21 protein-coding genes and 2 pseudogenes are annotated in these 25,410 nt (G+C 45.0%); 9 read left to right on the top strand and 14 right to left on the bottom strand.

Annotated features, from left to right (window positions below; translation table 11 throughout):
- Positions 1 to 67 precede the first annotated feature (67 nt).
- Positions 68 to 2,014: an ATP-binding protein gene (locus KE626_RS06465; RefSeq protein ID WP_211972040.1), complete on the top strand. Its 1,947-nt coding sequence runs from the start codon at positions 68 to 70 to the stop codon at positions 2,012 to 2,014.
- 18 nt (positions 2,015 to 2,032) lie between these two features.
- Here KE626_RS06465 and KE626_RS06460 read toward each other — a convergent pair whose 3' ends face one another.
- Complete coding sequence (locus tag KE626_RS06460; RefSeq protein WP_211972039.1) at positions 2,033 to 3,091, bottom strand: alpha/beta hydrolase family protein; 1,059 nt, start codon at positions 3,089 to 3,091, stop codon at positions 2,033 to 2,035.
- Positions 3,092 to 3,455: 364 nt separating this feature from the next.
- Here KE626_RS06460 and KE626_RS06455 point away from each other — a divergent pair, with 364 nt between their 5' ends.
- From KE626_RS06455 to KE626_RS06440, 4 genes are all read left to right on the top strand, one after another.
- Positions 3,456 to 4,748, top strand: a complete 1,293-nt coding sequence (locus KE626_RS06455; RefSeq protein ID WP_211972038.1) for a DUF2130 domain-containing protein — start codon at positions 3,456 to 3,458, stop codon at positions 4,746 to 4,748.
- A gap of 8 nt (positions 4,749 to 4,756) precedes the next feature.
- Positions 4,757 to 5,374, top strand: a complete 618-nt coding sequence (locus KE626_RS06450) for an HAD family hydrolase (protein ID WP_211972037.1) — start codon at positions 4,757 to 4,759, stop codon at positions 5,372 to 5,374.
- Positions 5,375 to 5,583: 209 nt separating this feature from the next.
- Positions 5,584 to 6,222 carry a DUF4136 domain-containing protein gene (locus KE626_RS06445; RefSeq protein WP_211972036.1) on the top strand — a complete coding sequence of 213 codons (639 nt, stop codon included), beginning with the start codon at positions 5,584 to 5,586 and terminating at the stop codon, positions 6,220 to 6,222.
- A gap of 25 nt (positions 6,223 to 6,247) precedes the next feature.
- Entirely contained in the window at positions 6,248 to 6,868 is a 621-nt protein-coding gene (locus tag KE626_RS06440) for an outer membrane beta-barrel protein (RefSeq protein WP_211972035.1), read from the top strand.
- A 74-nt stretch (positions 6,869 to 6,942) separates the two neighbouring features.
- On the opposite strand, the gene KE626_RS06435 is transcribed toward KE626_RS06440, so the two are convergent.
- Together KE626_RS06435 and KE626_RS06430 are read right to left on the bottom strand one after the other, a co-directional pair.
- Positions 6,943 to 7,959 carry an FAD:protein FMN transferase gene (locus KE626_RS06435; protein WP_211972034.1) on the bottom strand — a complete coding sequence of 339 codons (1,017 nt, stop codon included), beginning with the start codon at positions 7,957 to 7,959 and terminating at the stop codon, positions 6,943 to 6,945.
- Positions 7,960 to 8,051: 92 nt separating this feature from the next.
- Complete coding sequence (locus KE626_RS06430; protein WP_211972033.1) at positions 8,052 to 9,230, bottom strand: acyl-CoA dehydrogenase family protein; 1,179 nt, start codon at positions 9,228 to 9,230, stop codon at positions 8,052 to 8,054.
- 187 nt (positions 9,231 to 9,417) lie between these two features.
- Between KE626_RS06430 and KE626_RS06425 the strand changes: the two genes are divergently transcribed.
- Positions 9,418 to 9,855 carry a YciI family protein gene (locus tag KE626_RS06425; RefSeq protein ID WP_211972032.1) on the top strand — a complete coding sequence of 146 codons (438 nt, stop codon included), beginning with the start codon at positions 9,418 to 9,420 and terminating at the stop codon, positions 9,853 to 9,855.
- 200 nt (positions 9,856 to 10,055) lie between these two features.
- On the opposite strand, the gene pyrF is transcribed toward KE626_RS06425, so the two are convergent.
- Positions 10,056 to 10,877, bottom strand: a complete 822-nt coding sequence (pyrF, locus tag KE626_RS06420) for an orotidine-5'-phosphate decarboxylase (RefSeq protein WP_211972031.1) — start codon at positions 10,875 to 10,877, stop codon at positions 10,056 to 10,058.
- 210 nt (positions 10,878 to 11,087) lie between these two features.
- Positions 11,088 to 11,714, bottom strand: coding sequence for an FMN-binding negative transcriptional regulator (locus KE626_RS06415; RefSeq protein ID WP_211972030.1), 627 nt, complete (start codon positions 11,712 to 11,714; stop codon positions 11,088 to 11,090).
- A gap of 104 nt (positions 11,715 to 11,818) precedes the next feature.
- Between KE626_RS06415 and KE626_RS35155 the strand changes: the two are divergent.
- Positions 11,819 to 11,995 (top strand): annotated as a pseudogene (locus tag KE626_RS35155) (hypothetical protein); the annotation flags it as partial.
- On the opposite strand, the pseudogene KE626_RS06410 reads toward KE626_RS35155, so the two are convergent.
- Positions 11,909 to 12,919, bottom strand: a pseudogene (locus KE626_RS06410) (Mrp/NBP35 family ATP-binding protein); the annotation flags it as partial. The pseudogenes KE626_RS35155 and KE626_RS06410 overlap by 87 nt on opposite strands.
- Positions 12,920 to 13,045: 126 nt before the next feature.
- On the opposite strand from KE626_RS06410, the gene KE626_RS06405 reads away from it, so the two are divergent.
- Both KE626_RS06405 and KE626_RS06400 read left to right on the top strand, forming a co-directional pair.
- On the top strand, positions 13,046 to 13,711 hold the full coding sequence (locus KE626_RS06405; protein WP_211972028.1) for a carboxypeptidase-like regulatory domain-containing protein: 666 nt from the start codon (positions 13,046 to 13,048) through the stop codon (positions 13,709 to 13,711).
- A gap of 59 nt (positions 13,712 to 13,770) precedes the next feature.
- Positions 13,771 to 14,658, top strand: coding sequence for a 3-hydroxybutyryl-CoA dehydrogenase (locus KE626_RS06400; RefSeq protein WP_211972027.1), 888 nt, complete (start codon positions 13,771 to 13,773; stop codon positions 14,656 to 14,658).
- A gap of 76 nt (positions 14,659 to 14,734) precedes the next feature.
- Here KE626_RS06400 and KE626_RS06395 read toward each other — a convergent pair whose 3' ends face one another.
- The 8 genes from KE626_RS06395 to KE626_RS06360 form a co-directional block, all read right to left on the bottom strand.
- Positions 14,735 to 15,652 carry a hypothetical protein gene (locus KE626_RS06395; protein WP_211972026.1) on the bottom strand — a complete coding sequence of 306 codons (918 nt, stop codon included), beginning with the start codon at positions 15,650 to 15,652 and terminating at the stop codon, positions 14,735 to 14,737.
- Between the two features lie 13 nt (positions 15,653 to 15,665).
- Positions 15,666 to 15,926: a hypothetical protein gene (locus KE626_RS06390; protein ID WP_211972025.1), complete on the bottom strand. Its 261-nt coding sequence runs from the start codon at positions 15,924 to 15,926 to the stop codon at positions 15,666 to 15,668.
- 61 nt (positions 15,927 to 15,987) lie between these two features.
- Positions 15,988 to 16,425, bottom strand: a complete 438-nt coding sequence (locus tag KE626_RS06385) for a hypothetical protein (protein ID WP_211972024.1) — start codon at positions 16,423 to 16,425, stop codon at positions 15,988 to 15,990.
- A 96-nt stretch (positions 16,426 to 16,521) separates the two neighbouring features.
- Positions 16,522 to 16,971, bottom strand: a complete 450-nt coding sequence (locus KE626_RS06380) for a hypothetical protein (RefSeq protein WP_211972023.1) — start codon at positions 16,969 to 16,971, stop codon at positions 16,522 to 16,524.
- A gap of 14 nt (positions 16,972 to 16,985) precedes the next feature.
- Positions 16,986 to 21,272, bottom strand: a complete 4,287-nt coding sequence (locus KE626_RS06375; protein WP_211972022.1) for a DUF6531 domain-containing protein — start codon at positions 21,270 to 21,272, stop codon at positions 16,986 to 16,988.
- A 28-nt stretch (positions 21,273 to 21,300) separates the two neighbouring features.
- Positions 21,301 to 22,674 (bottom strand): hypothetical protein, encoded by a 1,374-nt coding sequence (locus tag KE626_RS06370; RefSeq protein WP_211972021.1) that lies wholly within the window; start codon positions 22,672 to 22,674, stop codon positions 21,301 to 21,303.
- Between the two features lie 18 nt (positions 22,675 to 22,692).
- Complete coding sequence (locus KE626_RS06365; RefSeq protein WP_211972020.1) at positions 22,693 to 24,501, bottom strand: type VI secretion system Vgr family protein; 1,809 nt, start codon at positions 24,499 to 24,501, stop codon at positions 22,693 to 22,695.
- Positions 24,502 to 24,805: 304 nt separating this feature from the next.
- Positions 24,806 to 25,408 carry an IMPACT family protein gene (locus KE626_RS06360; protein WP_211972019.1) on the bottom strand — a complete coding sequence of 201 codons (603 nt, stop codon included), beginning with the start codon at positions 25,406 to 25,408 and terminating at the stop codon, positions 24,806 to 24,808.
- Positions 25,409 to 25,410 lie beyond the last annotated feature (2 nt).

Genomic DNA, 25,410 nt, shown 5'->3' with positions numbered 1-25,410 from the left:
ATAGCCGGATTTACCAGATACTTCAGGTTATTTACCCCTCTGACAGATCCCGGTTAAACCTATTGTAATGAAAAATGAACCGAAGTCACCACTGGATGGAGATAACAATCTCCTGGCGTTCCTGCAATATGCGCCCATGGGAGCATTTTGTTTTGACGCTGCCGACAATTGCATTTTCATAAATCCTGCAATGGAAGACATCTCCGGCCTCACGCTTTCGGAGTCGCTGGGCCAGGGATATACCAAAACAATTTTCCCGGAAGACATAGAAGCACTGAAAGCAGCCCTGCTGACTACCAGCACCAACCCGGGCCACCCTATATCACTTTCTTTCAGGATCCATCACCCTGTAAAAGGAACCCGCTATTGCCGGGTTAATTCGTGGATAGTACCAGGCAAAAAAGGCATCGCACCCTATCGCATAGGTTATGTACAGGATGAAACCGATGAACTGATATTAAAAAGCAAACTAACGCAAAGCAACGGGCTGCTGGACTTTAGCCAGGCTCTAGGAAAAACCGGTGGATGGGAATATCACCTGGAAACAGGAGAAATATTCTGGTCCCGGGAAACCTATCGCATCAACGAAGTACCGGAAGATTTTATCCCCTCCATAGATACAATATATGCGTTGCATGATGAAGCATCGCAACAAATCCTGCAGGAGCGGGTACGCGAGGCCATAGAAAATGGAACGCCCTATGATATAGAGCTACGGCTGGTTACCAACGATGCCCATAATTCCCGGAAATGGGTCAGAGCAATGTGTATCCCTATATTAAGAGATGGCAAGGTGGTAACGCTCAAAGGAGCCATCATGGATATTTCGGAAAAGAAAAGAGATGAACAGGCGCTGATAAAAGCCCGGGAAGCCGCGGAAAAATCAGCAAGAGATAAATTCGACTTTCTGTCGACCATGAGCCACGAAATACGTACACCGCTCAACGGTATCATTGGCATCACTCACCTGCTCAAAATGAATTACCACCCCGCGCAGGAAGAGTTTATCGATGGCCTTATATATTCCTCAGAACACCTGTTACAATTGATCAATGACATCATGGATCTTAACAGGATCGAAACCGAAAACCTGGAACTGCACTTTTCCGAAGTGGATTTAACTCAACTGATTCAGCAGATAAAGGGCCAGCTTAGCCAACAAGCCACAGAGAAAGGACTCTGGCTAAATAGCGTCGTAGATTTAAATATGCCGCGTTATATCATGGCAGATCCTATCCGGATCAGCCAGATATTAAATAACCTGATCAGTAATGCGATAAAGTACACAGAAAAAGGCGAAATATCAGTATCTGTGCTTATAACAGCAGAAACGGACAACCATGTAACATTACGGTTCTCTGTAAAAGACACAGGAATAGGGATTCCCGCGGAACTCCAGGAAATGATTTTTGAAAGATTCAGACATCTTCATACCACTTCTTCGCACAGGTTGTCAGGTTCCGGTCTGGGACTGGCTATTACGCGCAGACTGATAGCGATGCTGGGAGGCAGGATTTTGCTGGAAAGCAGCCCGGGAAAAGGCTCCAGGTTCTATTTCGACCTCACCTTTGAAAAAGCCGCTCCCAAAGCAGCAGATGATAAATCGCTGCAAAATGAGATATCAGCTTATGCCGGTAAATTCAGCTGGTTGCAGGTACTCCTGGTTGAAGACACGTCTGTTAACATTATGGTGGCAGATAACCAGTTGAAATATTTCGGGATAATTCCGGATGTAGCCACCAACGGCAATGATGCAGCCAGCCTGTTGCAAAGCATTACCTACGATGTAGCGCTCATCGATCTTCACATGCCAGGTATGGATGGCTATGCACTCGGGAAACTGATAAAGGAGCGGTACCCGCATATCCAGGTCGTTATCTTTACGGCCGATATCCTGGCAGATGTAAGAACACGCTTTACAAACCTAGATATCACCCATTTTCTCAACAAACCATTTCTCCCCGAGGAGATGCTGGCTATCCTGCTTAAAATAACCCATGAAAGAAAGAAATAACAATCAGCTATGGTAGCATTACTTCAAGCCTAACCCCTTTAACCAACCCGTCATCAGTGAGATATAGCCCGGGGCAAAAATTTCTTTGGGATTATGCTTGTAGTCCTCCCTCCTTTTATCAGTTTCGGAAGGTTTCCCCGTCAGGTTATGGGTAAGTGTATGGTCGGCCTCCCGTATAATTTTTATCAGCACATGGCGGTTGCCAATACGTTTCAATTCTTTCTCATAAACGGCCGCACTTGTTTTAGGCGGTACTACCAGGTCGTTTTCTCCCCAGATAGCCAGTACGGGGCAACGAAGACTCTCAAGATCCGGGGGGCTATCTTCCTTAAAAACAATACTCAAATAATTATACACCACCTCTTCTCCGGTGATAACATTATCCCCCCATTTTTCCCCGTTTATCTCTTTTTGCAGCAATGCAAACTCTTCATAGGGCTCATTCGCTGCAATCATCTTCCGGAGTTTTTCGTTGTAGCAAACCGCTTTATCAATATCTGCCCGGGAAAAACCCTCCGCCCTCATTTGCGATCTTACGCGGTATAATTCCTGCTCGAAGGCTGTTGTTACCGGTGAAGAAACGGTGATCACAAAAGCAGGTTTCATGGCTTTGGCCGCCAGGGGAATAACCCAGCCTGCCTGGCTGATGCCCCAGTAGCCTATTTTTGAACTGTCAATTATCTCCAGTGCTTTGAGTTTATTCACGGCACTGATTACTTCATGAGCCCTGCCCGCTACAGAGAGTGTATACCATTTCCCCTGCGATTGGCCAACACCTGGTCTGTCCCAGGAGTAGCATGCAAAGCCCATCTTTGTAAATGCTTCCCATAAATACCGGTAGTTATCTGATGAACTATAATCTTCCGGCCCGGAGCCATGGACAAAAACAATCACCGGCAACTTACGCGTATAGCCCTCCGGCATTATGAGTTTTCCAAAAATTTCATTCCCATTGTCTGTGAAATTCAGCTGCTGTTCTTTATAGCTTGCTGCCGGGTGCTGCGCGTACAAAGGATTCAAACCGGCAAATCCCAAAACTATCATTAACAACAGGAAAGGCGTTTTACCCAAAAACATGGTGACAGATTTATTTTTTTAACAAACGGAGTCGGAAAAGTATATAAATATAAAATATATTTATAAAACCAAATAAATAGACTGCTAAAACAGGATATCCCACTGACACAGGGTATAGTTTCAACAGGAATATAAGTCATTTTTCCATCACAGATCCTTAACAATTATCTAACCCGCCCGTAACACCATGCTAACAATAATTATCCAATTTACACCTGTCCCCAAGCCGTATTTACTATCTCAGAAAACCCTCTGCCTGTTGTTTGTTTCTATTTACGTTGATTGAGAGGAAGGATGAGAAGCCTTCCTTTTTTTTATTCCGGCAACCAAACCCCTATCTTTACGTAATTTTTTACTAAATACTATGGGAACATCAATCACCTGTCCCAACTGCAAGCACCAGTTTGTCATGGAGGATGCATTTGCAGCGGATATCGAAAAGGAAATGCGGGGTAAAATGGAAGATGAATGGCGCAGACGCCTGAAGTCACTCCAGGATGAGAAAGATACGCTCCTGTCTGAAAAGAATAAGATGGCGCTGGAACGCCGGCAAATAGATAACCTTAAACAACAACAGGAAGAAGAAGTAAATAAACGTGTACTGGCAGGAAAAAAACAACTCCAGGAAACGATCGAGGAAGAATTGCGCAAATCTATCACCGCCGACCTTGACAACCAGTTGTCGGTACTCAAAGAAGCCAACCAGGAACAGGAAGAAAAGCTCCGCGAAGCGCGTAAACAGGAACTGGAATTTTTACGTAAAGAACAGGAGCTGAAAAATAAAGAAGAGGAGCTGGAAATAAATCTGCAAAAAAAATTGCTGGAAGCCCGCTCCGAGCTGGCAGATAAAATACGCAAGGAAGAAGCCGAAAGGAACGGGTTGAAAGATACGGAATACCAGATGCGTTTGAAAGAGCTGGAAAAACAACTGGAAGACCAGCGAAGATTAGCGGAAGAGATGAAACGCAGGGTAGAACAGGGTTCTACACAGCTGCAGGGAGAAGCACAGGAGCTGGTACTCGAAGAAATGCTGCGTGTTAATTTTCCGTTTGATGAGGTAACCCCGGTAGGCAAAGGGGTTCGGGGCGCCGATTGTATACAACTGATCCGTAATCAGTATGGACAGGAATGCGGTCGTATTATTTATGAAAGCAAACGAACCAAAGAGTTCATTAGAGACTGGGTAGAAAAACTCAAGGCAGATATGCGCAGCCAGGGCGTTGATGTAGCCATACTCGTTACCCAAACCATGCCTAAAGACATGGAACGTTTCGGTGAAAAAGACGGTATCTGGATCTGTACATTCGCCGAAGTAAAAGCGCTGGCCTACGTACTCCGCGATGGGATCATCAAAATCTCCGGCAAACTGCGCACCCAGGAAAACAAAGGAGATAAAATGCATATGCTCTACGAATACCTTACCGGTGGAGAGTTTGCAGAACAATGGAAAGCCATCCGCGAAGGGTTTATGTCCATGAAACTATCCATACAGCGCGAACGCGATGCGATGGAAAAACTTTGGAAATCACGCGAAAAACAACTGGAAAAAGTTTTATTGAATGCAGCACACATCCGCGGTTCTATTGAAGGCATTGCAGGCAACGACTCTGTAAACCTGCAACTGCTCGAGGATGCAGCCGACGAAATATCAGAATAACAATACCTATGCAAACATCTGTCAACACCATCATTTTTGATCTGGGCGCTGTATTAATCGACTGGAATCCGCGCCATCTGTATCGCAAAATTTTTTCTTCAGAAGAAGAAATGGAAATTTTCCTGCGGGACATCTGTACTTCGGACTGGAACGAGGTGCAGGACGAGGGAAGAACCCTGGAAGCAGGCACCAGCCTGCTGGTAAACCAATTTCCCCATCACGAAGAAAATATCCGTGCCTACTACGGCAGGTGGCAGGAAATGCTCGGCGGAGAAATTGAAGGCACCAAAAATATACTCCGGCAATTAAAAGAAAGCGGGCAATACAAATTGTATGCACTCACCAACTGGTCCGACGAAACGTTTCCCGTTGCCTGGGAACTGTATCCTTCGCTTCATTGGTTTGACGGCATTGTAGTATCCGGCCGGGAAAAACTCCGCAAACCAGCTGCAGCATTTTACGAGTTGCTGCTCAACAGGTACCAGGTGAACGCTGCCAATGCATTATTCATCGATGACAATGCGCGCAATGTAAAAGCGGCGCGTGAGTTTGGTATAGACAGCATATTATTTGAAAACCCATATCAGTTAAAAATTGAATTAGAAAACAGATCTATTAATATTTAATCAACTTCGTTAATTATTGACATTGTTAACCCTTCTTTCAATTTAGGATTTCCTTAACACTACCCTGCTAAACTTCGTGTAACAATCAACTATCTAATCCGTTCAAGAGAGAGGAAACACGGAAACATGATTGTCAGGAATACCAACCTGTTTGGTCCATGATCGTTAACCTGTGAGGAAAATATTTTTACTAATTAATACGCTAGGACATGAAAAGAACTTTGTTTTTATTCAGTGCCGCTGCCGCAGTGGTAGCGATGGTTTCATTCAGTAGCTGCCGTAAAGATCCTTTAAAAGATATGACCAACGAAGAGTCAAGGATCTACATCACCAATCACGACAGCACCGCAAATTTCACCTCTTATTCAACTTTTAGCATAGTGGATTCGGTGGCAGTATTAACGCTTGCCAGCGACAGTGCCAAGAAAGCATTAACAGATTACGATAAAAAGCTCATTGCATCTGTTACCGCAGCTATGCAACAGCGCGGCTATACGCTTGTTAACAAAGCCGCTAAGCCTGATCTGGCGGTGAATCTTACCCGTATCGATAACTCCTATACCAACATCTCCTGGAATCCGGGATGGTGGGGAGGTGGAGGCTACTGGGATCCGGGTTACTGGGGATATCCCGGTGGTGGCTGGTACTGGCCTTCTTACTACACGGTATACCGGGTAAATGAAAAACAGGTAGCGATTGATCTGTTCGATCTGAAAAATCCGAAAGGCGACAAGCTAACAGCCGTATGGAATGCACTGTGGCGTGGATCTGGCGTGTGGACCACCGGTAATGTTGATTCCATGGTGCAGGCATCCTTTGCACAATCTGCATACCTGAGTAAAAAATAAATTGAACTTTTAAACTGACAGGAAGATGAAAAAGATAAGAAACTGGATATTGATTTTTGCAGGATGTTTTGCTGCCCAGGCAGTATCCGCACAGGTTCGTCCACCATTATCAGTGGATATCAACTATTCTATTGCACAGCCCCTTGGCTCATTGAAAGATTATACCGATAAAACCAGCTTCCGTGGATGGAGCGCAGGTTTACAATATATGCTGAATGATCAGTGGTCCGTTGGTCTTCGTTCCGGATTCCAGGACTTTTATCAGAAACTGCCACGCGCTGTTTACCCTGATAAACAAGGCGATGTATCTGCTGTACAATCACGTACCCTGCAGGTAATTCCGATCCAGGCAACCGTAAGCTATGCCTTTACCAAACCCGGATCAGCAATCATTCCATACGCCACGGTAGGTGTAGGTACTGCCAATATGAATTATGAAAAATACTGGGGTGAGTTTGTGGAAAAGAATAACAGCTGGCAATTCCTGGTAAGTCCCGAAATAGGTATCAACGTTCCTTTCGGAAAGGCTTCACCAGTGATGTTTAACGCCAACGTACGTTACAACTATGCACCGTACAAATATGCTGATATTACCAATTTCAACACCGTCCAGGGAAATATTGGGGTGAAGTTCCATTTGAACTAAACCACTTTTGTCCATATTCTAAGAAAGCGTGAGAGTGGGTCCCATCCGTTTAACCAGCGGATGGGATATTTTTTTCAGAACTCCATGTATTGTTTAAAACCTTTACTGAAAGCCTCTTTAATAGTTCCATCTTTATCCTTGTAAATATAAATCGCCTCCAGGCCATAGGCCGGATGCTGCGCAATATATGTTAATCCTTTTTCCACACCCATCAATATCAGCGGATTATCAAAAGCGTCTGCGGTAAAGCAATCTTTCGCAATCACCGTTACGCTGATAATATTGTTATGCAGCGCCACACCGGTTAACGGGTGAATGGTATGCGCAAAACGGGTACGTCCCTGGTCAAAAAAACGACGGTAATTTCCACTGGTGGCAATACCCTTATCCGGCAACCGTACAAGGCCCTGTACCGGCTCGTATGCCGTATCTCCAGGCGACGGCCTTTCAATACCCACGCTCCACACTTTATGCTGATGATTATGCCCTTTTGCACATAACTCACCGCCTACATCCACCAGGTAATTTTCTATTCCCTGCGATGCAAGAAACCGGCCCAGTACATCCACCGTATAGCCCTGTGCAATACCATTGCAATCTATCTGTACCCCTTTTCTGACAGCATACAGATGATTCCCTTTTATACGGAGATAACGGGAACCAATAAACGCCATCGCTGCTTTGATGCTGTCGGGTGGAGGTACGCCTTTGAAAGATGGTTTATGCACACCGAAACCCCACAGGTACACCAGTGGCTCCACGGTAATATCAAACAGGCCCTTTGTAGCTTTATAGGTGAATAACGCCTTTTTCACAACCGCCTGCATGTGTTCATCCATTTGTACTTCCCCGGTTTCATTAAAACGGTTGATCACCGATCCTGGTTTGTATAAAGACAATGACTGATCAATCACACCAAATATGGAATCGATTCGCGGTTGCAGTGAAGTGGTGTCGGCACACAAGTATTTTACGATGTAATAGGTACCCTGGGCTTTGCCTTCGCAGGCTACCAGTTTCATAACGGGTGCCTGCTGCGCTTTAACTGCAGCAGCCCATAGCAGGATACCTGCAAATAAAAATTTCTTCATTTCAATTCAGCTGTTGCATATTATGCTATTCTGCATTCAATTCTGAATAATCTTCGCTGCATTCCTAAAAGCTAAACGCTAACGGCTAAAAGCTATTTGAATGCCTCGAATCCCGTTACATCCATACCGGTTATCAGTAAATGTATTTCGTGCGTGCCTTCATAGGTCATTACGCTTTCCAGGTTCATCATATGCCGCATAACGGAAAACTCCCCTGTAATACCCATGCCGCCTAAAATGGTGCGGGCATTGCGGGCAATGTTGGCCGCTATTTCGCAGGAATTCCGTTTTGCCATGGAAATTTGTGCCGGCGTGGCTTTGCCCTCATTTTTCAATACGCCGAGGCGCCAGTTAAGTAATTGCGCCTTGGTGATTTCGGTAATCATTTCAGCGAGTTTCTTCTGCGTAAGCTGAAAACCGCCGATAGGACGACCAAACTGCACCCGTTCTTTCGCATAACGGAGGGCTGTATCATAGCAATCCATGGCAGCGCCTATGGCCCCCCAGGCAATACCATAACGCGCGGAAGAAAGGCAGGATAAAGGCCCTTTTAGCCCTTTCGCCTCGGGGAGTATATTTTCTTTGGGTATTCTTACATTATCAAAAACCAGTTCACCGGTAGCACTGGCGCGTAAACTCCATTTGCCCTTGGTTTCCGGGGTGGTAAACCCTTCCATACCTCTTTCCACAATAATACCGCGGATAACGCCTGCTTCATCTTTGGCCCATACCACGGCAATATCGGCAAAGGGCGCATTGGAGATCCACATTTTAGCGCCGTTCAGTATCACATGATCGCCATCGTCACTAAAATTGGTAATCATACCGGCAGGATTGGAGCCATGGTCCGGTTCTGTTAAACCAAAACAGCCCATTAATTCTCCTGTAGCCAGTTTGGGAAGATATTTCCGTTTCTGGGTTTCGCTGCCGAAAGTATAAATAGGATACATCACCAGCGATCCCTGTACGGATGCAGTAGACCGGATACCGCTGTCGCCCCGTTCCAGTTCCTGCATCATGAGTCCATAAGCAATATGATCCATGCCGCCACCACCATATTCTACCGGAATTGTGGGTCCGAAACAGCCCAGCTCACCCAGTCCGTCTAAAATATGCGAAGGAAAAGCAGCCCGCTGGCAATAGTCTTCTATGATGGGAGATATTTCTTTCTTAACCCACTGCCGTACCGCGTCACGGGTCAACAGGTGTTCTTCTTTCAGCAAAGCGTCTACGGCAAAATAATCAGGAGACTGAAACAGATCTTGTTGCATTAACTACAGGTTTATACTCAATATAGGAAAATAAGCAGAAAGCAGAAGGCAAAAAGCAAAAAGCTATTGAAGGGAATGTCCACAGCGGATATTAATTTTCCGCGTTAATCATTTGCTTCAATAGCTTTTTGCTTTATACTTTACGCTTTCCGCTTATTTTCCTACCTTTCTGTCAAATTAGAGAGCTATGGCAAGCAAAGTTTTACCTGCGCTTTTGCTAATGGGATTTTTAGTCATTGTGATGTTATCATTTCACCCCACACCATTACAATCCATTGCAGTCAAATCGCTGCCCCCAAAAGACAAACCAGGCGCAAACCCTGAGCTAAAACGGTACTGGATGGTCTTTCTGCGGAAAGGCCCCTGGCGCAACCAGGATTCCGCTACAGCTGCAAAAATCCAACGTGATCATCTTGCCAACATTGGCAGACTGGCCCAGGAAGGCAAAATCCTGGTGGCAGGCCCGTTTGGGAATGATGAAGATTTACGTGGCATTTTTATTATGTCCTGCAACGACAGCCTGGAGGCGGTGTCGTTGGTGAATACGGATCCTGCAGTGGCAGCAGGCCGTCTTATTTTCGAGGTAAAACCCTGGTGGACAGCCAGGAATTGTTTATTTAACTAGGATTTTTTCTTGCCCAGGATTAGACTGATTTTGATGATTTGAAGATTTTTTTCTTGTGATTTAAAAGATTTAAAAAAAATTGGAAGATATAGGCGAAAAATACTCACATACATCTTCCAAAATCTCTTTAAATCTTTTAAATCACAAGAAAAAAATCTTCAAATCATCAAAATCAGTCTAATCCTGGGCAAGACAATTTCTTATACTGCAGCAGCAATTTTAGTCAGATAACCAGCCATTTCCTGCTGATATTTTAACGCCACGTTTCTGGCGTCGGTGGCAAAGTCCTCTCCGTTACCGGCGTAAATAATAGCGCGGCTTGCATTCACCAGCAGTCCGCAATCCTTATTCATGGCTTGTGTGGAGATTTCTTCCAGGCTGCCGCCCTGGGCGCCTACACCAGGCACCAGGAAGAAATGATCCGGTACCAGTTTACGGATATAACCCAGTTGTGATGATTGGGTAGCCCCTACCACAAACATGAGATTATCTGCCGTACCCCACTCTACTCCCGCTTTCAGTACTTTTTCAAACAGGAATTCGTCGCCGATCTGTTGCATCTGGAAATCCTGGCTGCCTTCATTGGAAGTAAGGCCCAATAAAATAGCCCATTTTTCAGAGAACTGCAGGAAAGGCGTTACACTGTCCTTACCCATGTAAGGCGCTACAGTTACGGAATCGAACTTATAAGTTTCGAAGAATGTTTTGGCGTACTGGGTGGAAGTATTGCCGATATCGCCACGCTTGGCGTCAGCAATGGTAAAAATACCGGAAGGTATATACTCAACGGTACGTTGCAGGCTTTCCCAGCCACGGATACCCATACTTTCGTAAAAGGCCGTATTAATTTTGTAGGCTACACAAAGATCTTTGGTAGCATCAATAATCGCCTTGTTAAAGGCAAACACCGGATCTGCATGAGAAAGCAGGTGTTTTGGAATCTTTTGTACATCTGTATCCAGTCCTACACAGAGGTACGACTGCTTTTCCTTAATCAGATTCACCAATTCCTGTCGATTCATATTCGGTTAATTTGGGGCGCAAAGTTAAGTAAAACTTAAGCATTGACGCTTCTTTAAACATATTATGATTACCTGTATTTGAAAAACCACCTTTATTATTCACTGTGGTAGTTGTGGTTACCTACAATGCTGACATATTTTTACGAGGAAGCTAAATAAAGATATTCCTTTTTACTGTTAAGTGCGTCAACACAAAATAAAATATTTCAGCTATTTTCCGGCAAACCGGCGGGCTTCCATTTCAGCTGCCACGCGCAGCGAATTTTCATCTCCCAAAGCCTTCAAATGGTTAATAACACTGTAATAATCTGTGTCTTTCTTATTCTGACTTAGCTTATAATTGGCATTCACATCCCGGATGCTGAGTTCAAATCCTACGATCGCTTTTACGTTGTTCCGGAGTGTTTGATCATCAATATCGCTTATATGTACCGGGCAGGCAGATGTGGCCTCGTAATGGTCCATCAGCGTACCCAGGGCAGCTACCATTTCGTCGGCTGTTTGTATACGGATGTGACCGTGAATATGCACTGCCATGTAATTCCAGGTTGGAATTCTGTCTTTCTCATACCAGGAAGAAGAAATGTAGGCATGATGCCCTGAAAAAACAGCCAGGGTATCACCTTTTTCAAACCACTCCCATTGCGGATTAATCCTGGCGACATGCCCATGCAGCACAAAATTACCGGGTGTTTTTTCTACCAATGTCATGGGAATATGTGTGGCATGAGGGGTTCCTTTGTCGTCAACGTTGATCAGCAAACCAAAACCATTATCCCTGATAAAAGCAGCTATCGTATCCCAGTCGGTTTCCCTGGTGTGTTTCGGTGTATACATATTACAGAGGGTAAGGCAGAAAGCATAAAGCAAAAAGCTATTGAAGCGGATTATCAACGCGGATAATCCGCTTCAATAGCTTTTTGCTTTACGCTTTCTGCGTTGTGCTAAACAATAATATCAACTATTTTGGTAGGTGCAATATTGGCATTGCGCATAGCGATGCTGCGGGCAGCAGCGCCGGCAACATCCAGGAATGCCTTGCGCGTAATTTTTTCATCACCAGCCATGGCAGGAATACCGTCGTCACCACCCTCACGGATGCTTTGTACCAACGGAATTTGTCCGAGGAAAGGAATTTCCAGCTCCTCCGCCAGGCGTTTTCCGCCTTCTTTTCCAAAAATGTAATATTTGTTGTCCGGCAGTTCTGCGGGTGTGAAATAGGCCATATTTTCCACTAAACCAATAATTGGCACATTTATCTGCTGTCCCTGGAACATGGAAATACCTTTTTTGGCGTCGGCCAGGGCCACGTCCTGCGGCGTGGTTACAATCACGGCACCGGTAACAGGCACTGTTTGTACCAATGTGAGGTGAATATCGCCTGTGCCGGGAGGCATGTCGATCACCAGGTAATCCAGTTCATCCCAATATACATCTGTAATAAACTGTTTCAATGCACTGCTGGCCATAGGTCCGCGCCAAACTACTGCTTGTCTTTCATCAATCAGCAAACCTATAGACATCACCTTGATACCAAATTTTTCTATTGGCTGGATCATGCCTTTGCCATCTACATTCACCATCAGTGGCCTTTCTCCGCGTAACCCAAACATAATAGGAACAGAAGGACCATAGATATCCGCGTCCATCAGGCCTACTTTAGCGCCATCTCTGCCCAGCGCCAGCGCCAGGTTGGCCGCCACAGTCGATTTACCAACGCCCCCCTTACCGGAAGCCACCACAATGATATTCTTCACATTAGACAATACCCCTTGTCCGTTGGTTCTCTTGGTACTTACATTGGCGGTCATGACAACTTCTACCTCGGCTTCCCTGCTCACCAGCATATGAATGGCATTCACACAGGCATTCCGGATCAGGTCCTTTAAGGGACAGGCCGGCGTGGTAAGTATGACCGTAAATTTTACTTTATTGCCATCAATTTCTATATCTTTTACCATGTTCAGCGTAACGAGATCCTTACCCAGATCCGGCTCTTCTACGTTGCTCAGGGCCTTTAAAACCTGCTCTTTCGTGATCATAAATTGTTGTTAATTTTGAATCCAGACAACAAAGTTAACCCAATTGGGATTTAATTTACAATTTCTCTGGGCAGGTGATCAACTGCATGGAAACACGTAATTAAATTTTTATATCTTAGGGCCGGCATGCATCAGAAAAGATCCTACATACTGTCACTCACAATTGTTTTCCTTTTGTCTCCTTTCCTTTTAAAGGCTCAGATTGCGGAATTCAGAGACAGCGTCATTCAGATTTCGGGTATTACCATGACCGCAGACAGTCTCCGGGCCATCCCCGCTGTCAGCGTATTGGTGAGAGGTCAGGGCAGAGGAACGATCTCCAACAGGTCCGGTATATTTTCTATCGTGGTGTTTAAGGGCGATACCCTGTCGTTCAGTGCGGTGGGCTTTAAACACAAAAACTACCGGGTACCGCCGGATATCAAGGGGAACAGCTTCTCCCTGATACAGCTGATGGTAGAAGATACCACCTATCTCCCGGTAACCATCATCAAACCGTATTTATCAAAGGAAGAATTTGACCGTGCCTTCGCCAATATGGACATCCCCGATGATGCCTATGAAGTAGCACGAAAAAACACCAACAATGCCAGGCTTCGTGCCATGGCACGTTTCACACCGGTCGACGGGCGTGAAGGCGTAAACCAATACTTCAATAAACAGGCACAGAACCTCTACTATGCCGGGCAGCCACCTCCACAGAATATCTTTAACCCGCTGGCATGGGCTCAGTTTATACAGGCCTGGAAGCGAGGCGACTTTAAAAGAAAGGATGAGAGTTACGGAGAGTAATTCGTAACCCGTAATGCTTTAAATTAGTGGCTCATTCAATCCCGACAAATCACTACACCATGCAAAAAATTGCGGTAATTGGCGCTGGTACCATGGGAAATGGTATTGCGCATGTCTTTGCTCAACACGGTTTTACCGTTAACCTGGTAGACGTTTCTGCCCCGGCGCTGGATAAGGCCCTTCAAACCATTACCAGGAACCTGGACAGACAGGTTACCAAAGGATCTATTACGGAAGAAGTAAAAGCCGGCACCCTGGCCAACATCAGCCTGCAAACAGATCTCGCCGCAGGCGTAAAAGATGTTTACCTCGTGGTAGAAGCAGCCACGGAAAACATTTCCCTGAAGCTGAAAATATTCCAGGATCTCGATCAACACGCACCAGCCAACGCCATCCTCGCTACCAACACCTCTTCTATTTCCATTACTAAAATCGCGGCTGCCACCAAACGTCCTGATAAAGTAATTGGCATGCATTTCATGAACCCTGTACCAGTAATGAAACTGGTGGAAATCATTAATGGCTATGCTACGGATAAAAGTATTACAACCGCCATCGTGGCGCTGTCTGAGAAACTGGAAAAGGTTCCCTGCGTAGTAAACGATTATCCCGGTTTTATCGCCAACCGCATCCTGATGCCTATGATCAACGAAGCCATCTGTTCCCTGTTTGAAGGTGTAGCCGGTGTGGCGGAAATTGATACCGTGATGAAACTGGGTATGGCGCATCCCATGGGACCTTTACAGTTGGCCGATTTCATAGGACTCGATGTTTGTCTTTCTATCATGCAGGTGCTGCACGACGGCTTTGGTAATCCTAAATATGCACCATGTCCGCTCCTCGTTAACATGGTTACTGCGGGTTATCTTGGTGTGAAAAGCGGAGAAGGATTTTATAAGTATACCGCCGGCAGTAAGGACCTGGTTGTAAGCGAGAGATTTAAATAGCTTTTAGGTTTTAGCAGTTAGCTTTTAGTTAAATGCAGCGGAATTCTTCCCTGCGTTTAATTAAAAGCTTTTATATTTACGGCCTGCCAGTGATCCGTTCATACAGCTTTAGCACCAGGTCATCTGCCTTGATTTGCGTTCCTGACTCAATCAACGGTTTCCACGTATTTAGTAACGGATTATCGATAAAACTGTTATCCATCCCCTTTCGCTTTCTCAGTTCCAGCAACGCAATTATTTCAAGTGGATAATATTGCCAGATCGTATGATTGAAAGGCAAAGTCCAGTCATCCTTGCTATTAGTGATATGATAGGTCACTAATCCATCAATCCATGCTGATACGGTTGCTGTATCTTCACTATACAGCTGCTCCATTGCCTGTTGATAAACAGGTTGTATATGATCGCTGATATAATTTTTAATTTTCGGAAGAAGATCATACCCGGCGCTTTCCTTTGCCACGAATACCGCCAGGGGCATCAGGTCTATTTTTCCTAACAGGTTTGCATATATAGTTCTGTTCATCAGCACCGTTTCTTCTTCCAGGTAAAAAGCAAAATATTCTGCTAACGGTGGTAATACTTCCGGAAAATAAACAGCTGCCAATATAGTCACCGTGGATATCTCCGTGCTAAAAATGCTTTTCGCCGTCTTCTTCTCCTGCAAACATTTTAAAAGTGCCAATATTTTAAAATATTGCGCGTTCAACAACGATGAATAAAGCGGCCCGGAATTGCCGGTTACAACTACCTGGGCAGTTCTATACACCGCCATACCAGTCAGCAGATCCACAATATGATACTCCGTTGTGAATGTTTGGCCAAATTCAACAAAAGTGGAAGAGAATTCTTCCCGGCCGCTTTCCGCATAATCCCTGATGGAGGCTTCCAGGAAGGAAATGTAGTCCGAATAACTACTCAGGCTTTTATAGGCCGTTTCCAGCTCCATTTGCTTTTTTGAAACAAAGGATGATATTTTTTTGTCAGTACTCATATAGGGAGCTTCTTTATTCCGCTTCTTCCAGCGTTTTTTCATACAGGTCACCATGGTCCACTGCTTTCCATCCATCTCCATATTCTTCAGCTATCACAACAAGTGATAACAGCGAAAGTGGTGTAAATGTGGAAATTTCATTCACATCTTTCCTTGCTTTCCAGCCAATAACATCTTCGCCATCATTACTCAGCGTTGCGGCTACTTTATACCCTTTCTGAGTAATCATAAATAACGCGATGTTATAAGTATTCATTGCTTCTGCCAGTTTCATCAGTCAGTTATTACACCTTTAACGCTTTATGAGAACCAAATTGATAAAATGTTCCTGTATGCTATCTGATCTTATCCAAAATACTTATCGCCAGGTTCCTGGAAGCATCGCTCCTGGATGTAATTTTAGCCAGTGCATTATCGTCATCCTCTTTGTTAAAATAAACATTTACCTCACTGCGCATAAACAGGACGGTTTCTTCATCATCTCCGTAGATCGCAGTTATTTCAGGATCATATTTTTCAACAAAACTATCATAGCTGGTCCATGTTTGCGAGGCCGGTGAGCCTGACATTTCCACCTGCTCTGCCGCTATCTGATTTGCAGCAATATCGTAAACAAAAGAAATAGTAAAATCTCCCCGGTAGAAGTAGTACATAGGCACATCTTCTCCAAAAACGGTATCACTGTGCTCTTTGAGCCAGCTGACATCTACTTTTTCCTCCGCTTTGTCAAAAAAACTACCGGTACGAATAAATTTATCAATATTGAACTCCATCTTCAATAAGCTTCATCCAGGATTTTATCGTATAAATTTCCGTGGCTATCTGCTCTCATCTCCATGTTCTTCGGCTATCACTATGAGCAACAAAGATTATCGTAACTCCAGTGCCTTTATGAGAAAGGAATAGATCTCGTTACAAAACTGGCTTTCCGTTATCAGTCCTGGTAAAACCAGGGTATATTCATAAACATGTTGGATCATCATCCTTGCCGGATAAGGATCTTTGGGTGAATACTCCGACATAGGAATTATCTCCCGATTAACAGCTACCTCAAAATCAATTTCTTCGTGAAACGTACTGATTAAACGAAAACTCCCTTCTCCATTTTTATTCAAGGTAAAACCAATATCTTCCATCGTCATCTCTTCATCCTTTTCAAAGAAGATATCTACATTACCGGAAGTATCCGCTAAATATTCTTCCAATCCATCTATAATTGGGTCTTGCCACTTTTGTTTTACCAAATTAACAAATACACCTGTCACTTCTGAAGGATGCTTTGTACTAAAAAAAATCAAATCGGTCCCTGTTATTTCCATATTCCTCTTAATATTTAATGTGTTGTACCATGTCTTATCACATCCTCTCTTGGAACTGTTAAATCTTCCGGAGCATACAGTACATGGCCCGTCTGTCCGCGTCCTCCTGGCAAAGGTTTTATCTTGGCGTCGTCCACTTTGAACTCAAAAAAATGTGATGATTTTTCACCGGTCAGACCCAATTTCTTATACCCATTTGTTGTTTTAGCCAATTGTTCAGGAGATTTAGTTGTTACATATACTCCCTTAGGATTTCCCTTACCGGGAGTAGATGTTTTAAATATATGGGGCTTTTGCGAAGCAATAGCATTATATCCTTTCTTGCTTGTGTAGTGATAGACGGTTATTATTTTAAGGCCAAAAACATCTACTAATGCATTTGTGTCGCTTACATAGGCATATAACGTCTGATTATCACCTTCAAGCCCAATAGGATCCTGGCTTAGATACATGCCATCATCCGGTGAATAATACCGAAATCTGTTATACGCAAGTCCCGTATCCTCATCCATATACTGTCCCTGATAAAGATAGCTACAAAATGTTTTATCTCCATGCAGTTTTCTTACATTCCCATAACAATCAAGTTCCCTTTCCCATATCTTACATCCAGCAGTATCATAAGCATGTGTGGGCGTTCCAAGGTGATCGCAAATAATGCTATAAGATTGTTGTGAGACAAGTTTGGCACAAGGAGTAAATGAATTTTCTTCAAATACCCAGGTGATCAGATTCTCCATCGGTTCTGGCCGTGCTTGCAAATCACCACCTGCTTCAGCACTTAAATGTAGTGGATAATCCCCTTGATATTGCCATTCATGCAAAGGCATATTCCCATTCCATAGCCAGCGGAACACTTGTTTTTGTTGCTTATCTACCTTAGCAATACGTCGTCCCAATGGATCATAATGAAACACAATTTCGCCACCGGCCGGTGTCGCCACCTTACGTAGCAATCCATTACCTTTCCATTCATAACTCCAGCCAGTACCACTTCCTTTGGGTGCAATCTTCTGTACTTTAAAATAAATTTGTTTATCCTCAGCGTCAATGTCACTGTTATGCTTAAACTCTTTAAACAACAGGTTACCTTCGCAATCATAATGAAAATAGTAATCCGGACTTTCCAACAATTGCCCTCCTTTGCCGTATACACGGTCTTTCTGAGCGGGTGTTCTGAATAAATTACCCGATTTATCGGAAATCCTGTAAACAGTTTCCAAAGCAGCACCACGTGTTTCTACATAAGACGCACTCACCAGGTTATCTACCTCATCATACGCAAATTGTGTTTGTGTTCTCGTAAGCTCATTGATAATACGCTGTAGTTGAGAAGAGCGCCCCCAATCATAACGTGTATCGTGATGTACAACTTTATCTTCGCCAGTGGATTGCCGTATCATCCTTCCAACTTTATCCCGCTGGGTTTGTACCTTAACGCCCCCCGGAAGCCATCTTTGCATTTCAAGCCCGGTATTTCCATATTTCCATAATGCTTCCCATTTACCGCCTGATTCTCCATTGGAAACTAACATCTTTTCTACTACTCCACCTGCGTTATACTGCATCGTGATAGCTGCGCCCAAGCTGCTGCCTATAAAACTATGCTCTCCCATTTCGTCATACTCCCGGGTAACAACGTTCTCCCCCTGTATTTCACTCACCACGCGTCCACAAGCATCATATTTAATAGTTATCTCACCATCTTCATTGAAGGCACCTGTCAACAAACCATCTTTGTTATAGCCGTAAGCGGCAATGCTTCCATCATGATGTTCTTCACGTATCACATTACCGGTACCATCATAATCGTAAACAGTCCACCGGCCACCTGGCCGTATTATTTTTTTGACTTGCCCCGCTCCATCACGTTCATATTGCCGATGCTGTCCGTCAAACCCCCATTCCTGTATCACTTCTCCATTGGCATTCAATTCAAAACGATACAGTTCACCTCTCTCATTAATGATCGTGCGCAGTTGCTGTTCGGTATCATAATTGAAACGTACATTTGCACCATGTTGCAGCCTGCCTGTTAAAATTCCCAATGGACCATATGTAAAATTCACCTGTCGATGCCCATCGGATGCTGAAATCACATTACCAGCAGCATCATAGCTAAAGATATTTACAGTGCCATCAGTTTCCTCCGTACGCATCAAATTACCAACAGCGTCACGTACGTATCCATACCGATAACCATTGGGACCGACTTCCTTTACCAATCGACCAAGTTCGTCATACTCCCAGGACTGCATTGTTCCTTCCGGCATAACGAGTCCGCTCAAATTATGCTGCTGATCATATTCCATTTCGAATATCCGGCCAGTGCTGTGAGTAACCCGGTGCATGCGACAATGCGTATCGTATACGTATTTCAGCGTATTACCATCAACCTGGGTCTCTTTCTCCAGTAATCCCAGCTCATTGTAACTCCATTTCAATTGCCTGCCACCAGGGCTTTTCACCGCTACCAGCCGTTGTTCTTCATCATACGAAAACTGGGTTGCCTCCCCATTTCCATTCACCTCTTTTATGATCTTGCCATATTCATCATACGCTGTTTTCGTGGAGTTCCCCATTGGATCTACTATCACTTCCAGCTCCTCATCGCTGTTATATTGCTGAAGTGTGACCCCACCATTTCCGTCGATGATTTTATAGATGAGATTCCGCTCATCATAATAATATTCAGTAGTATGGCCAAGACTGTTAGTCGTCACCGTCTTCCCATCTTCATAACGCGTATGATATTCCAACACGCCACCATCGCCCCAGGTATGTACACAACGGCCGTTTGCATACTCCCAGTAGAAATTCATGCCACTCTGATTGGTTAGCTGTACCAACTGATGTCCCTGGTAAAAAAAGTATTTGCTAACGTCGAGTGCATTGGTGGTACTACTCAGGTTTCCAGCATCATCATAGCTGTAGCGAACCAGGTTGATGATATCTGCGCCATTCCCTGTATGAATCCTCTCGATGCGGCCCTGCGCATCCGTTGTTACCTGCAGTAAGCGATTTCCGCTATCAATGATCTGTTGCAGATGGCCTTTACCACTATACCGGAACTGAATATTAAAACCGGCAACACTGCGAATATCAGAGAGCATATAACTACCGTCCGGCGTAGGTTTGGAGGCGAAGCGATAGCTAAGTCCTGTTGTATTCTGCAGGTAATAACCGCTGTTATCACGATGCCACCACAGCTGTTCTTTCCTGTTATAATAACGCTCACCGGCTGTCAGCGCAGGCATCACCGTTTCCCTGCCATCAGCTAACCTTATACTGAAAAACCCATTATGCAGATCAAACAGGCTCATGTTATAGGAGTGATGCCAGTTATAACCCAATGGACCAGGCACCACTGCATCGCTATAATAAGTGCGTTCCCATACCAGTGGAATAGGGCCAGGGAGTTCAAAATCTATGTTAGCCGCAAACACTCTTCCGCTGGCAGCGTCGACGGGTTCACCAAAAAATTTGCATTTAAAATGCTGTAATGCCTCCGCCAGCTTGGGGAAACGACTTTCAATCTTACTAATTATTTTCTGTAATGCCGCACCCGCTGCTTTCGACAATCCTTTTAACCCCAGTTTAAACATTAGCTGAAACAGGTCTATGGTTGGCGGACCGCCTACCAATACGGGTTTACCGGCAGAAGTCATGATCAGTAGCACAGAAGTAGGTGCCATCAAGGCCATCGCCGTACTTTTTTTATTAAGCCGTGGCGGAGAGGGAAGCCCAACGAGATTACAGGACAACGCCGGATGAAACTGTGTTGAAAAAGGCCCCCCGTCAGCCAGCACCGTAGAACTGCCCATCCACATTTCAGAAGCCGCTTTAGGCTTCACGATAGGAAATGGCAGATGCGCGATAAACGCGGGCAGATGAAAGATGGGAGTTCCTGCATTAGCGATCCATTGATTATGCACTTTTACCGAGGGGCTGAGTGCATGTATCAACATCTGCGCCGTTGCCGCCAGGGAAAAGGGTTGAGGGGGCGGCTCCTTTCCTTCCTCTGCTTCCGGCGGCGGTGGTGGCGGTGGCACCACACTGGCGATAGCCGCCATAATTGCGCCCATTATATCGTATATCATGCCGATATGAGGCACCGGCAATAAAGGAGATGGAGGAAAAACCGAATCATGAAAATCGATACCTATTCCGAGGTCAAAGTATTTCGCAGCGGGCATTCCGGGAAATGAAGGCAATATGCTCGCCATCCCTTTCTGTATATGGTCCAATGAATTTTTCTTTTCGGCGAATAACTCACCGAAGCCTTTATTTTCTACCGCCATAATACTTCAATTTTTGGGGCTAAACTGTTTAATTGAATTCAAAAAGATTGGATTTACGTCGTACCGTTGCCTTGTCCATGCCTTCAGACTGCAGCAGGGTAGCCCAGTCATTACCCAGTTGTTCCTGTAACCGCTCCTGCAGGATTTTCAGGTCTTCCGGTCCCCTGGCTTTTTCACACAGGTGTACTGCCATGGCGGCGGCGTGCAGGAAGGTAGACTGCCGTCTTACCTCCAGCTCCAGGTAGCTGCCGCCGGTAAGAGCGAGCAGGAGATTTTCAAAAGCAATGTTTAGCTGGCCCAGCTCATAGTACAAATGCCCGCAAAGCCGGTAGCCTTCGAGGATCATAAAAGCATCGGCCTTGTTTGCTGCTTCATGCGCCAGCTCTTCATATAATGCGATGGCCTGTTTCCGTTTCTTTTTGCCGACCAGTATGGCCGCTTTTATCATCACACATGACTTCCACGTAGGGTACCCGGCAGGATCATTGGCATTCATCAGTTGCCGGGATTGGGCAATGGCTTTATCAGCATAGCCGGCGCTTTTATCCGTTTCCCGGATCATAAAATAAGCCTGTGCTGCAATCATCTGTCCTGAAACCTGGTAAGCGGCGCCGCCCATTTTTTTGCACAACGATAACAACAGCGCCACTTCGTTGCCCAGTACGCCAGCATCCTGCTGGGTAGTACAATCCATCACCTTGCGGATCTGTTTGCGGAAACGTGCGTCTATACTTACGCTGTCTGAATTGCCGCCGCCTTTATCCATATCATTTTTTACTGCTTCCACCATTTCCAATGGTGGTTGCAGTAATGTTACCTGTTCGGTCAGTATTTTTTTGGAAAGGGTAATCCTGGGGTTGGTTACAATATCGATGGTAACAAGACGGATACCATCAGGCAATCCTTTTTTCAATACATCCGCATACCAGTCGCCGGCATCCGGACAATCCGGTCTTAACGGCGGAAAGTAGATACAGCAACCAATATCTTCCAATCCCGCAATCAGGGATTTAAATCGCAGCAACTCCTTCCAGATACTTTGTACACAAGGTTTGAGGCGAAGATCCGGCTGATAGTCTTCTTTTAACAGCCTGTCTTTTTTCAATGCGCCATAGATATCATAATCGCTGTTGCTTACAGGCTCAAACCAGGATATATATTCCTCCCACAATGCTTTTTCCCAAGCTTCGTGGTCATCCTGGTAGGGGGTATCGAAACGAAAAAATATCTCTTTAAAAACACCAATGGCAGTACGCTCTGTTTCCAGGAATTTATCAATGATATCCACATCTGCATACTGTACCAGCCAGATCGCCAGTTTCCAGTGTTTATCGGCGTCGGCAACAGCCCAGGCATCGCGTACTTTATAGAATTCCTGTCCAATGGATGGTGACGTTGTCATAAGTTAGCTTTATCAGGATCAGGAATTTATTTTCACCAGTCCGCCAGACACGCACACGTCTGTACTGCCACTCATGGAGATGTCTTTATTAGCTATCACATTTACAGTATTCCCGGTAACATGTGCGCTGGTACTTCCTTTAGCCATGAATTCCTTTGTAAGCATTGTCAGCGATTCATCTCCCTTAAACAAGGTATCTTTTCCCTTTACGGTTACTGATTCCTTGCCTTCCATATAAATAGCTTTCTTGGAGTATAGTGTACCGCTTTCTGATCCTGCGATGGTGAATTTTTCGGCGGTGATTTCAATCTCTTTGGAAGAAATTTCCATTTTTGTTTTAGAGGAAATGGAGATATTTTCCGTTCCATCCATAAATATGCGGTTTCCGCCAGGATCGGTGATCGTTACGCTGCCGTCCGCATCATTGAGTAAAATAGAGATCCCGCTGCGGGTGCGTATGGCTTTCATGTCGTTTGCCGCCGATCCGAAGCCGGACTTGCCCTCCCCGTTATAGGTGGTACCGAGTACATAAGGTAGCTCGGGGTTGCCGCCTTCAAAATCCACCACTACTTCTTCCCCTTTTTCCGGTACCATATACATTCCTTTGCTGCCTCCCCCGTGAGGAGAAACCACTCTCATCCAGGGGGTGGTGCCTTGTTGTTGCCATTTGAACCGGACTTTCACGCGGCCCAGGTCTTTAGGATCATGGTTATCCACTACGGTGGCGCTCTGCGACTCGCAGAAAGGTATGTTCTCCAGGTTGACCGGCGGCGCTGCCGCGTCGGCAGGCACGCCTTCAAAGTCGTTATAATAGTCGCCGTTGCCGGTTACATAATGAGTTAACCCCCAGATCATAAATTTTCCATGATCGTCTTTTGCATACACATTTTCCTGGATGGAAATATGGTCGCCCACACGAAGCGATGTGTGCCGGCTGCTACCCTTCAATTGCACCATACCAGCCATACGGCCTTTCTTCTGACGGGTCACCAGCGTATCCAGCTCTGCTTTTGCATTGCTGCTGAAAGCATGCGTCATCTTGAACAATGACGGGTTACTGTATAACTTCTCACTTAACCCCTGTACATGTTGTGTATAATCATTTACTTTTCCTGCCGGCGCGGCAGTTGTAGCATTGTCAACCACCTTGTTATTACGGTAATCGTAGCCGTTGAGCTGTTGATTATTAGGCTGCACCTTCATTTCCAGGTCAAAGCTCATTAAATCCACCAGGTGTACCAGCGATATGTCCCGTGGCTGGTATTTACCAAAAACCACCTGCTGTCCGTTGTAAAAAAACCATTCCCCGTAACGCTCAGACATGCGGTGCAGGAAGTCAAAGGAAGTTTCCTTGTACTGTACCACATATTTAAGAGAGCTACTGGTATTTGGATCTACCTGTGGCCGGGAAACGTAGGGCCCGCAAGCTTTCAGGGTGGTGTTCACAATGGCGCCCAGGTCCTGGTTCTCAAATGCCTGTATATGCGGATCATTATTCAATAAAATAGTGGGGCTATATCCGCGGATCACACAGAAACCGTGCGTACCGTCACTTTCCTTCCCGGCACTGACAGACATAACAATACCGTTGAATATAAGCGGATCATAATGTTGCAATGACTCATAAGGCTGAATCGTAATACTTACCTCCTTCCCCAGGAAGGCTTTGGTAGCAGATACCATGCCCGGCCCCAGCTCCTGCAGCCAGTCATACCCGATTTTCAGTTCAAAATGATGATGTCCCTGCAACTGCTGTTCCAGCCGCAACGAATGGAACTGTTTAAACTGTTTGTCAGCAATAGATACGGTCGTGATGGTATGTAACATAAACAAGGGGGGCTTTTAATATTAATATGGTACTCAATCTGATCTGAAAAGGATGGATGGCACTGTTATTCAACAGTTTCATCCTGACAGCATTATTTTAAAAAACGGGCTAAGAAAATATATAGTTAACAAAATTAAATTTAAGAAAAAAACGATAAAGACAAGGTCTATTTCATACAAATTTTTATTCGAGGTCCTATCTATTTACTGGCAGAAAGCAGAAAGCGAAAAGCATAAAGCCGTTGAAGCGAATGATCAGCGTAAAAACACCCTCATTCGCTTCAACGGCTTTATGCTTTGGATTTTATGCTTTCCGCTTCGTTATACTGAGACCATAAATATCTTTCAAACGCAGGAGACATAGTTCCTCGCCTGTTTTGGGTATGCCGATTTCCATCTCACAAAATAACTGCAGTTCCTGCGACAGTACGGTACAGTTATTTTGTTTTACCACCATCATCACATCATTCATGATGGTATAATCAAAGCTGAGGTGATATTTTACTTCTATGTTTTTCTGGATCACGGGGATCAGCTGCAATACCATTGCGGCGCTCATTTTGTAGGCATTAATAAGGCCGGGCACGCCTAAAAGGCTGCCGCCAAAATAGCGCACTACCACAATGAGGGCATCTGTTATCTGTTTACTGTCTATTTGCCCGAGTATGGGCTTTCCGGCGGAACCGGACGGCTCTCCGTCGTCGCTGGCACGGAACTGAAGACCACCGGTACCAAGCCGCCAGGCATAACAGTGATGTGTGGCTTTGGGATGTTCCTTTTTTACTTCAGCAAGGGCTTCTTTTACGGCTTCCGGGGTTTTAACCGGAAAGGCGTATGCCAGAAACTTACTGCCCCGGTCTTTAAATTCTGCTACAGCTGTTTTATCAATCGTAAAATAAACCTCCATCA

Source organism: Chitinophaga hostae, from assembly GCF_018224885.1.
Classification (GTDB): Bacteria; Bacteroidota; Bacteroidia; order Chitinophagales; family Chitinophagaceae; genus Chitinophaga; species Chitinophaga hostae.
The sequence above is the reverse complement of the archived record's forward strand: the minus strand, read 5'-3'. Positions and strand labels throughout refer to the sequence as shown.

Coding starts and splice junctions, on each gene's coding strand:
- KE626_RS06465 (WP_211972040.1), top strand. CDS start 68: ATGAAAAATGAACCGAAGTCACCACTGGATGGAGATAACAATCTCCTG.
- KE626_RS06460 (WP_211972039.1), bottom strand. CDS start 3,091: ATGTTTTTGGGTAAAACGCCTTTCCTGTTGTTAATGATAGTTTTGGGA.
- KE626_RS06455 (WP_211972038.1), top strand. CDS start 3,456: ATGGGAACATCAATCACCTGTCCCAACTGCAAGCACCAGTTTGTCATG.
- KE626_RS06450 (WP_211972037.1), top strand. CDS start 4,757: ATGCAAACATCTGTCAACACCATCATTTTTGATCTGGGCGCTGTATTA.
- KE626_RS06445 (WP_211972036.1), top strand. CDS start 5,584: ATGAAAAGAACTTTGTTTTTATTCAGTGCCGCTGCCGCAGTGGTAGCG.
- KE626_RS06440 (WP_211972035.1), top strand. CDS start 6,248: ATGAAAAAGATAAGAAACTGGATATTGATTTTTGCAGGATGTTTTGCT.
- KE626_RS06435 (WP_211972034.1), bottom strand. CDS start 7,959: ATGAAGAAATTTTTATTTGCAGGTATCCTGCTATGGGCTGCTGCAGTT.
- KE626_RS06430 (WP_211972033.1), bottom strand. CDS start 9,230: ATGCAACAAGATCTGTTTCAGTCTCCTGATTATTTTGCCGTAGACGCT.
- KE626_RS06425 (WP_211972032.1), top strand. CDS start 9,418: ATGGCAAGCAAAGTTTTACCTGCGCTTTTGCTAATGGGATTTTTAGTC.
- pyrF (WP_211972031.1), bottom strand. CDS start 10,877: ATGAATCGACAGGAATTGGTGAATCTGATTAAGGAAAAGCAGTCGTAC.
- KE626_RS06415 (WP_211972030.1), bottom strand. CDS start 11,714: ATGTATACACCGAAACACACCAGGGAAACCGACTGGGATACGATAGCT.
- KE626_RS06405 (WP_211972028.1), top strand. CDS start 13,046: ATGCATCAGAAAAGATCCTACATACTGTCACTCACAATTGTTTTCCTT.
- KE626_RS06400 (WP_211972027.1), top strand. CDS start 13,771: ATGCAAAAAATTGCGGTAATTGGCGCTGGTACCATGGGAAATGGTATT.
- KE626_RS06395 (WP_211972026.1), bottom strand. CDS start 15,652: ATGAGTACTGACAAAAAAATATCATCCTTTGTTTCAAAAAAGCAAATG.
- KE626_RS06390 (WP_211972025.1), bottom strand. CDS start 15,926: ATGAAACTGGCAGAAGCAATGAATACTTATAACATCGCGTTATTTATG.
- KE626_RS06385 (WP_211972024.1), bottom strand. CDS start 16,425: ATGGAGTTCAATATTGATAAATTTATTCGTACCGGTAGTTTTTTTGAC.
- KE626_RS06380 (WP_211972023.1), bottom strand. CDS start 16,971: ATGGAAATAACAGGGACCGATTTGATTTTTTTTAGTACAAAGCATCCT.
- KE626_RS06375 (WP_211972022.1), bottom strand. CDS start 21,272: ATGGCGGTAGAAAATAAAGGCTTCGGTGAGTTATTCGCCGAAAAGAAA.
- KE626_RS06370 (WP_211972021.1), bottom strand. CDS start 22,674: ATGACAACGTCACCATCCATTGGACAGGAATTCTATAAAGTACGCGAT.
- KE626_RS06365 (WP_211972020.1), bottom strand. CDS start 24,501: ATGTTACATACCATCACGACCGTATCTATTGCTGACAAACAGTTTAAA.
- KE626_RS06360 (WP_211972019.1), bottom strand. CDS start 25,408: ATGGAGGTTTATTTTACGATTGATAAAACAGCTGTAGCAGAATTTAAA.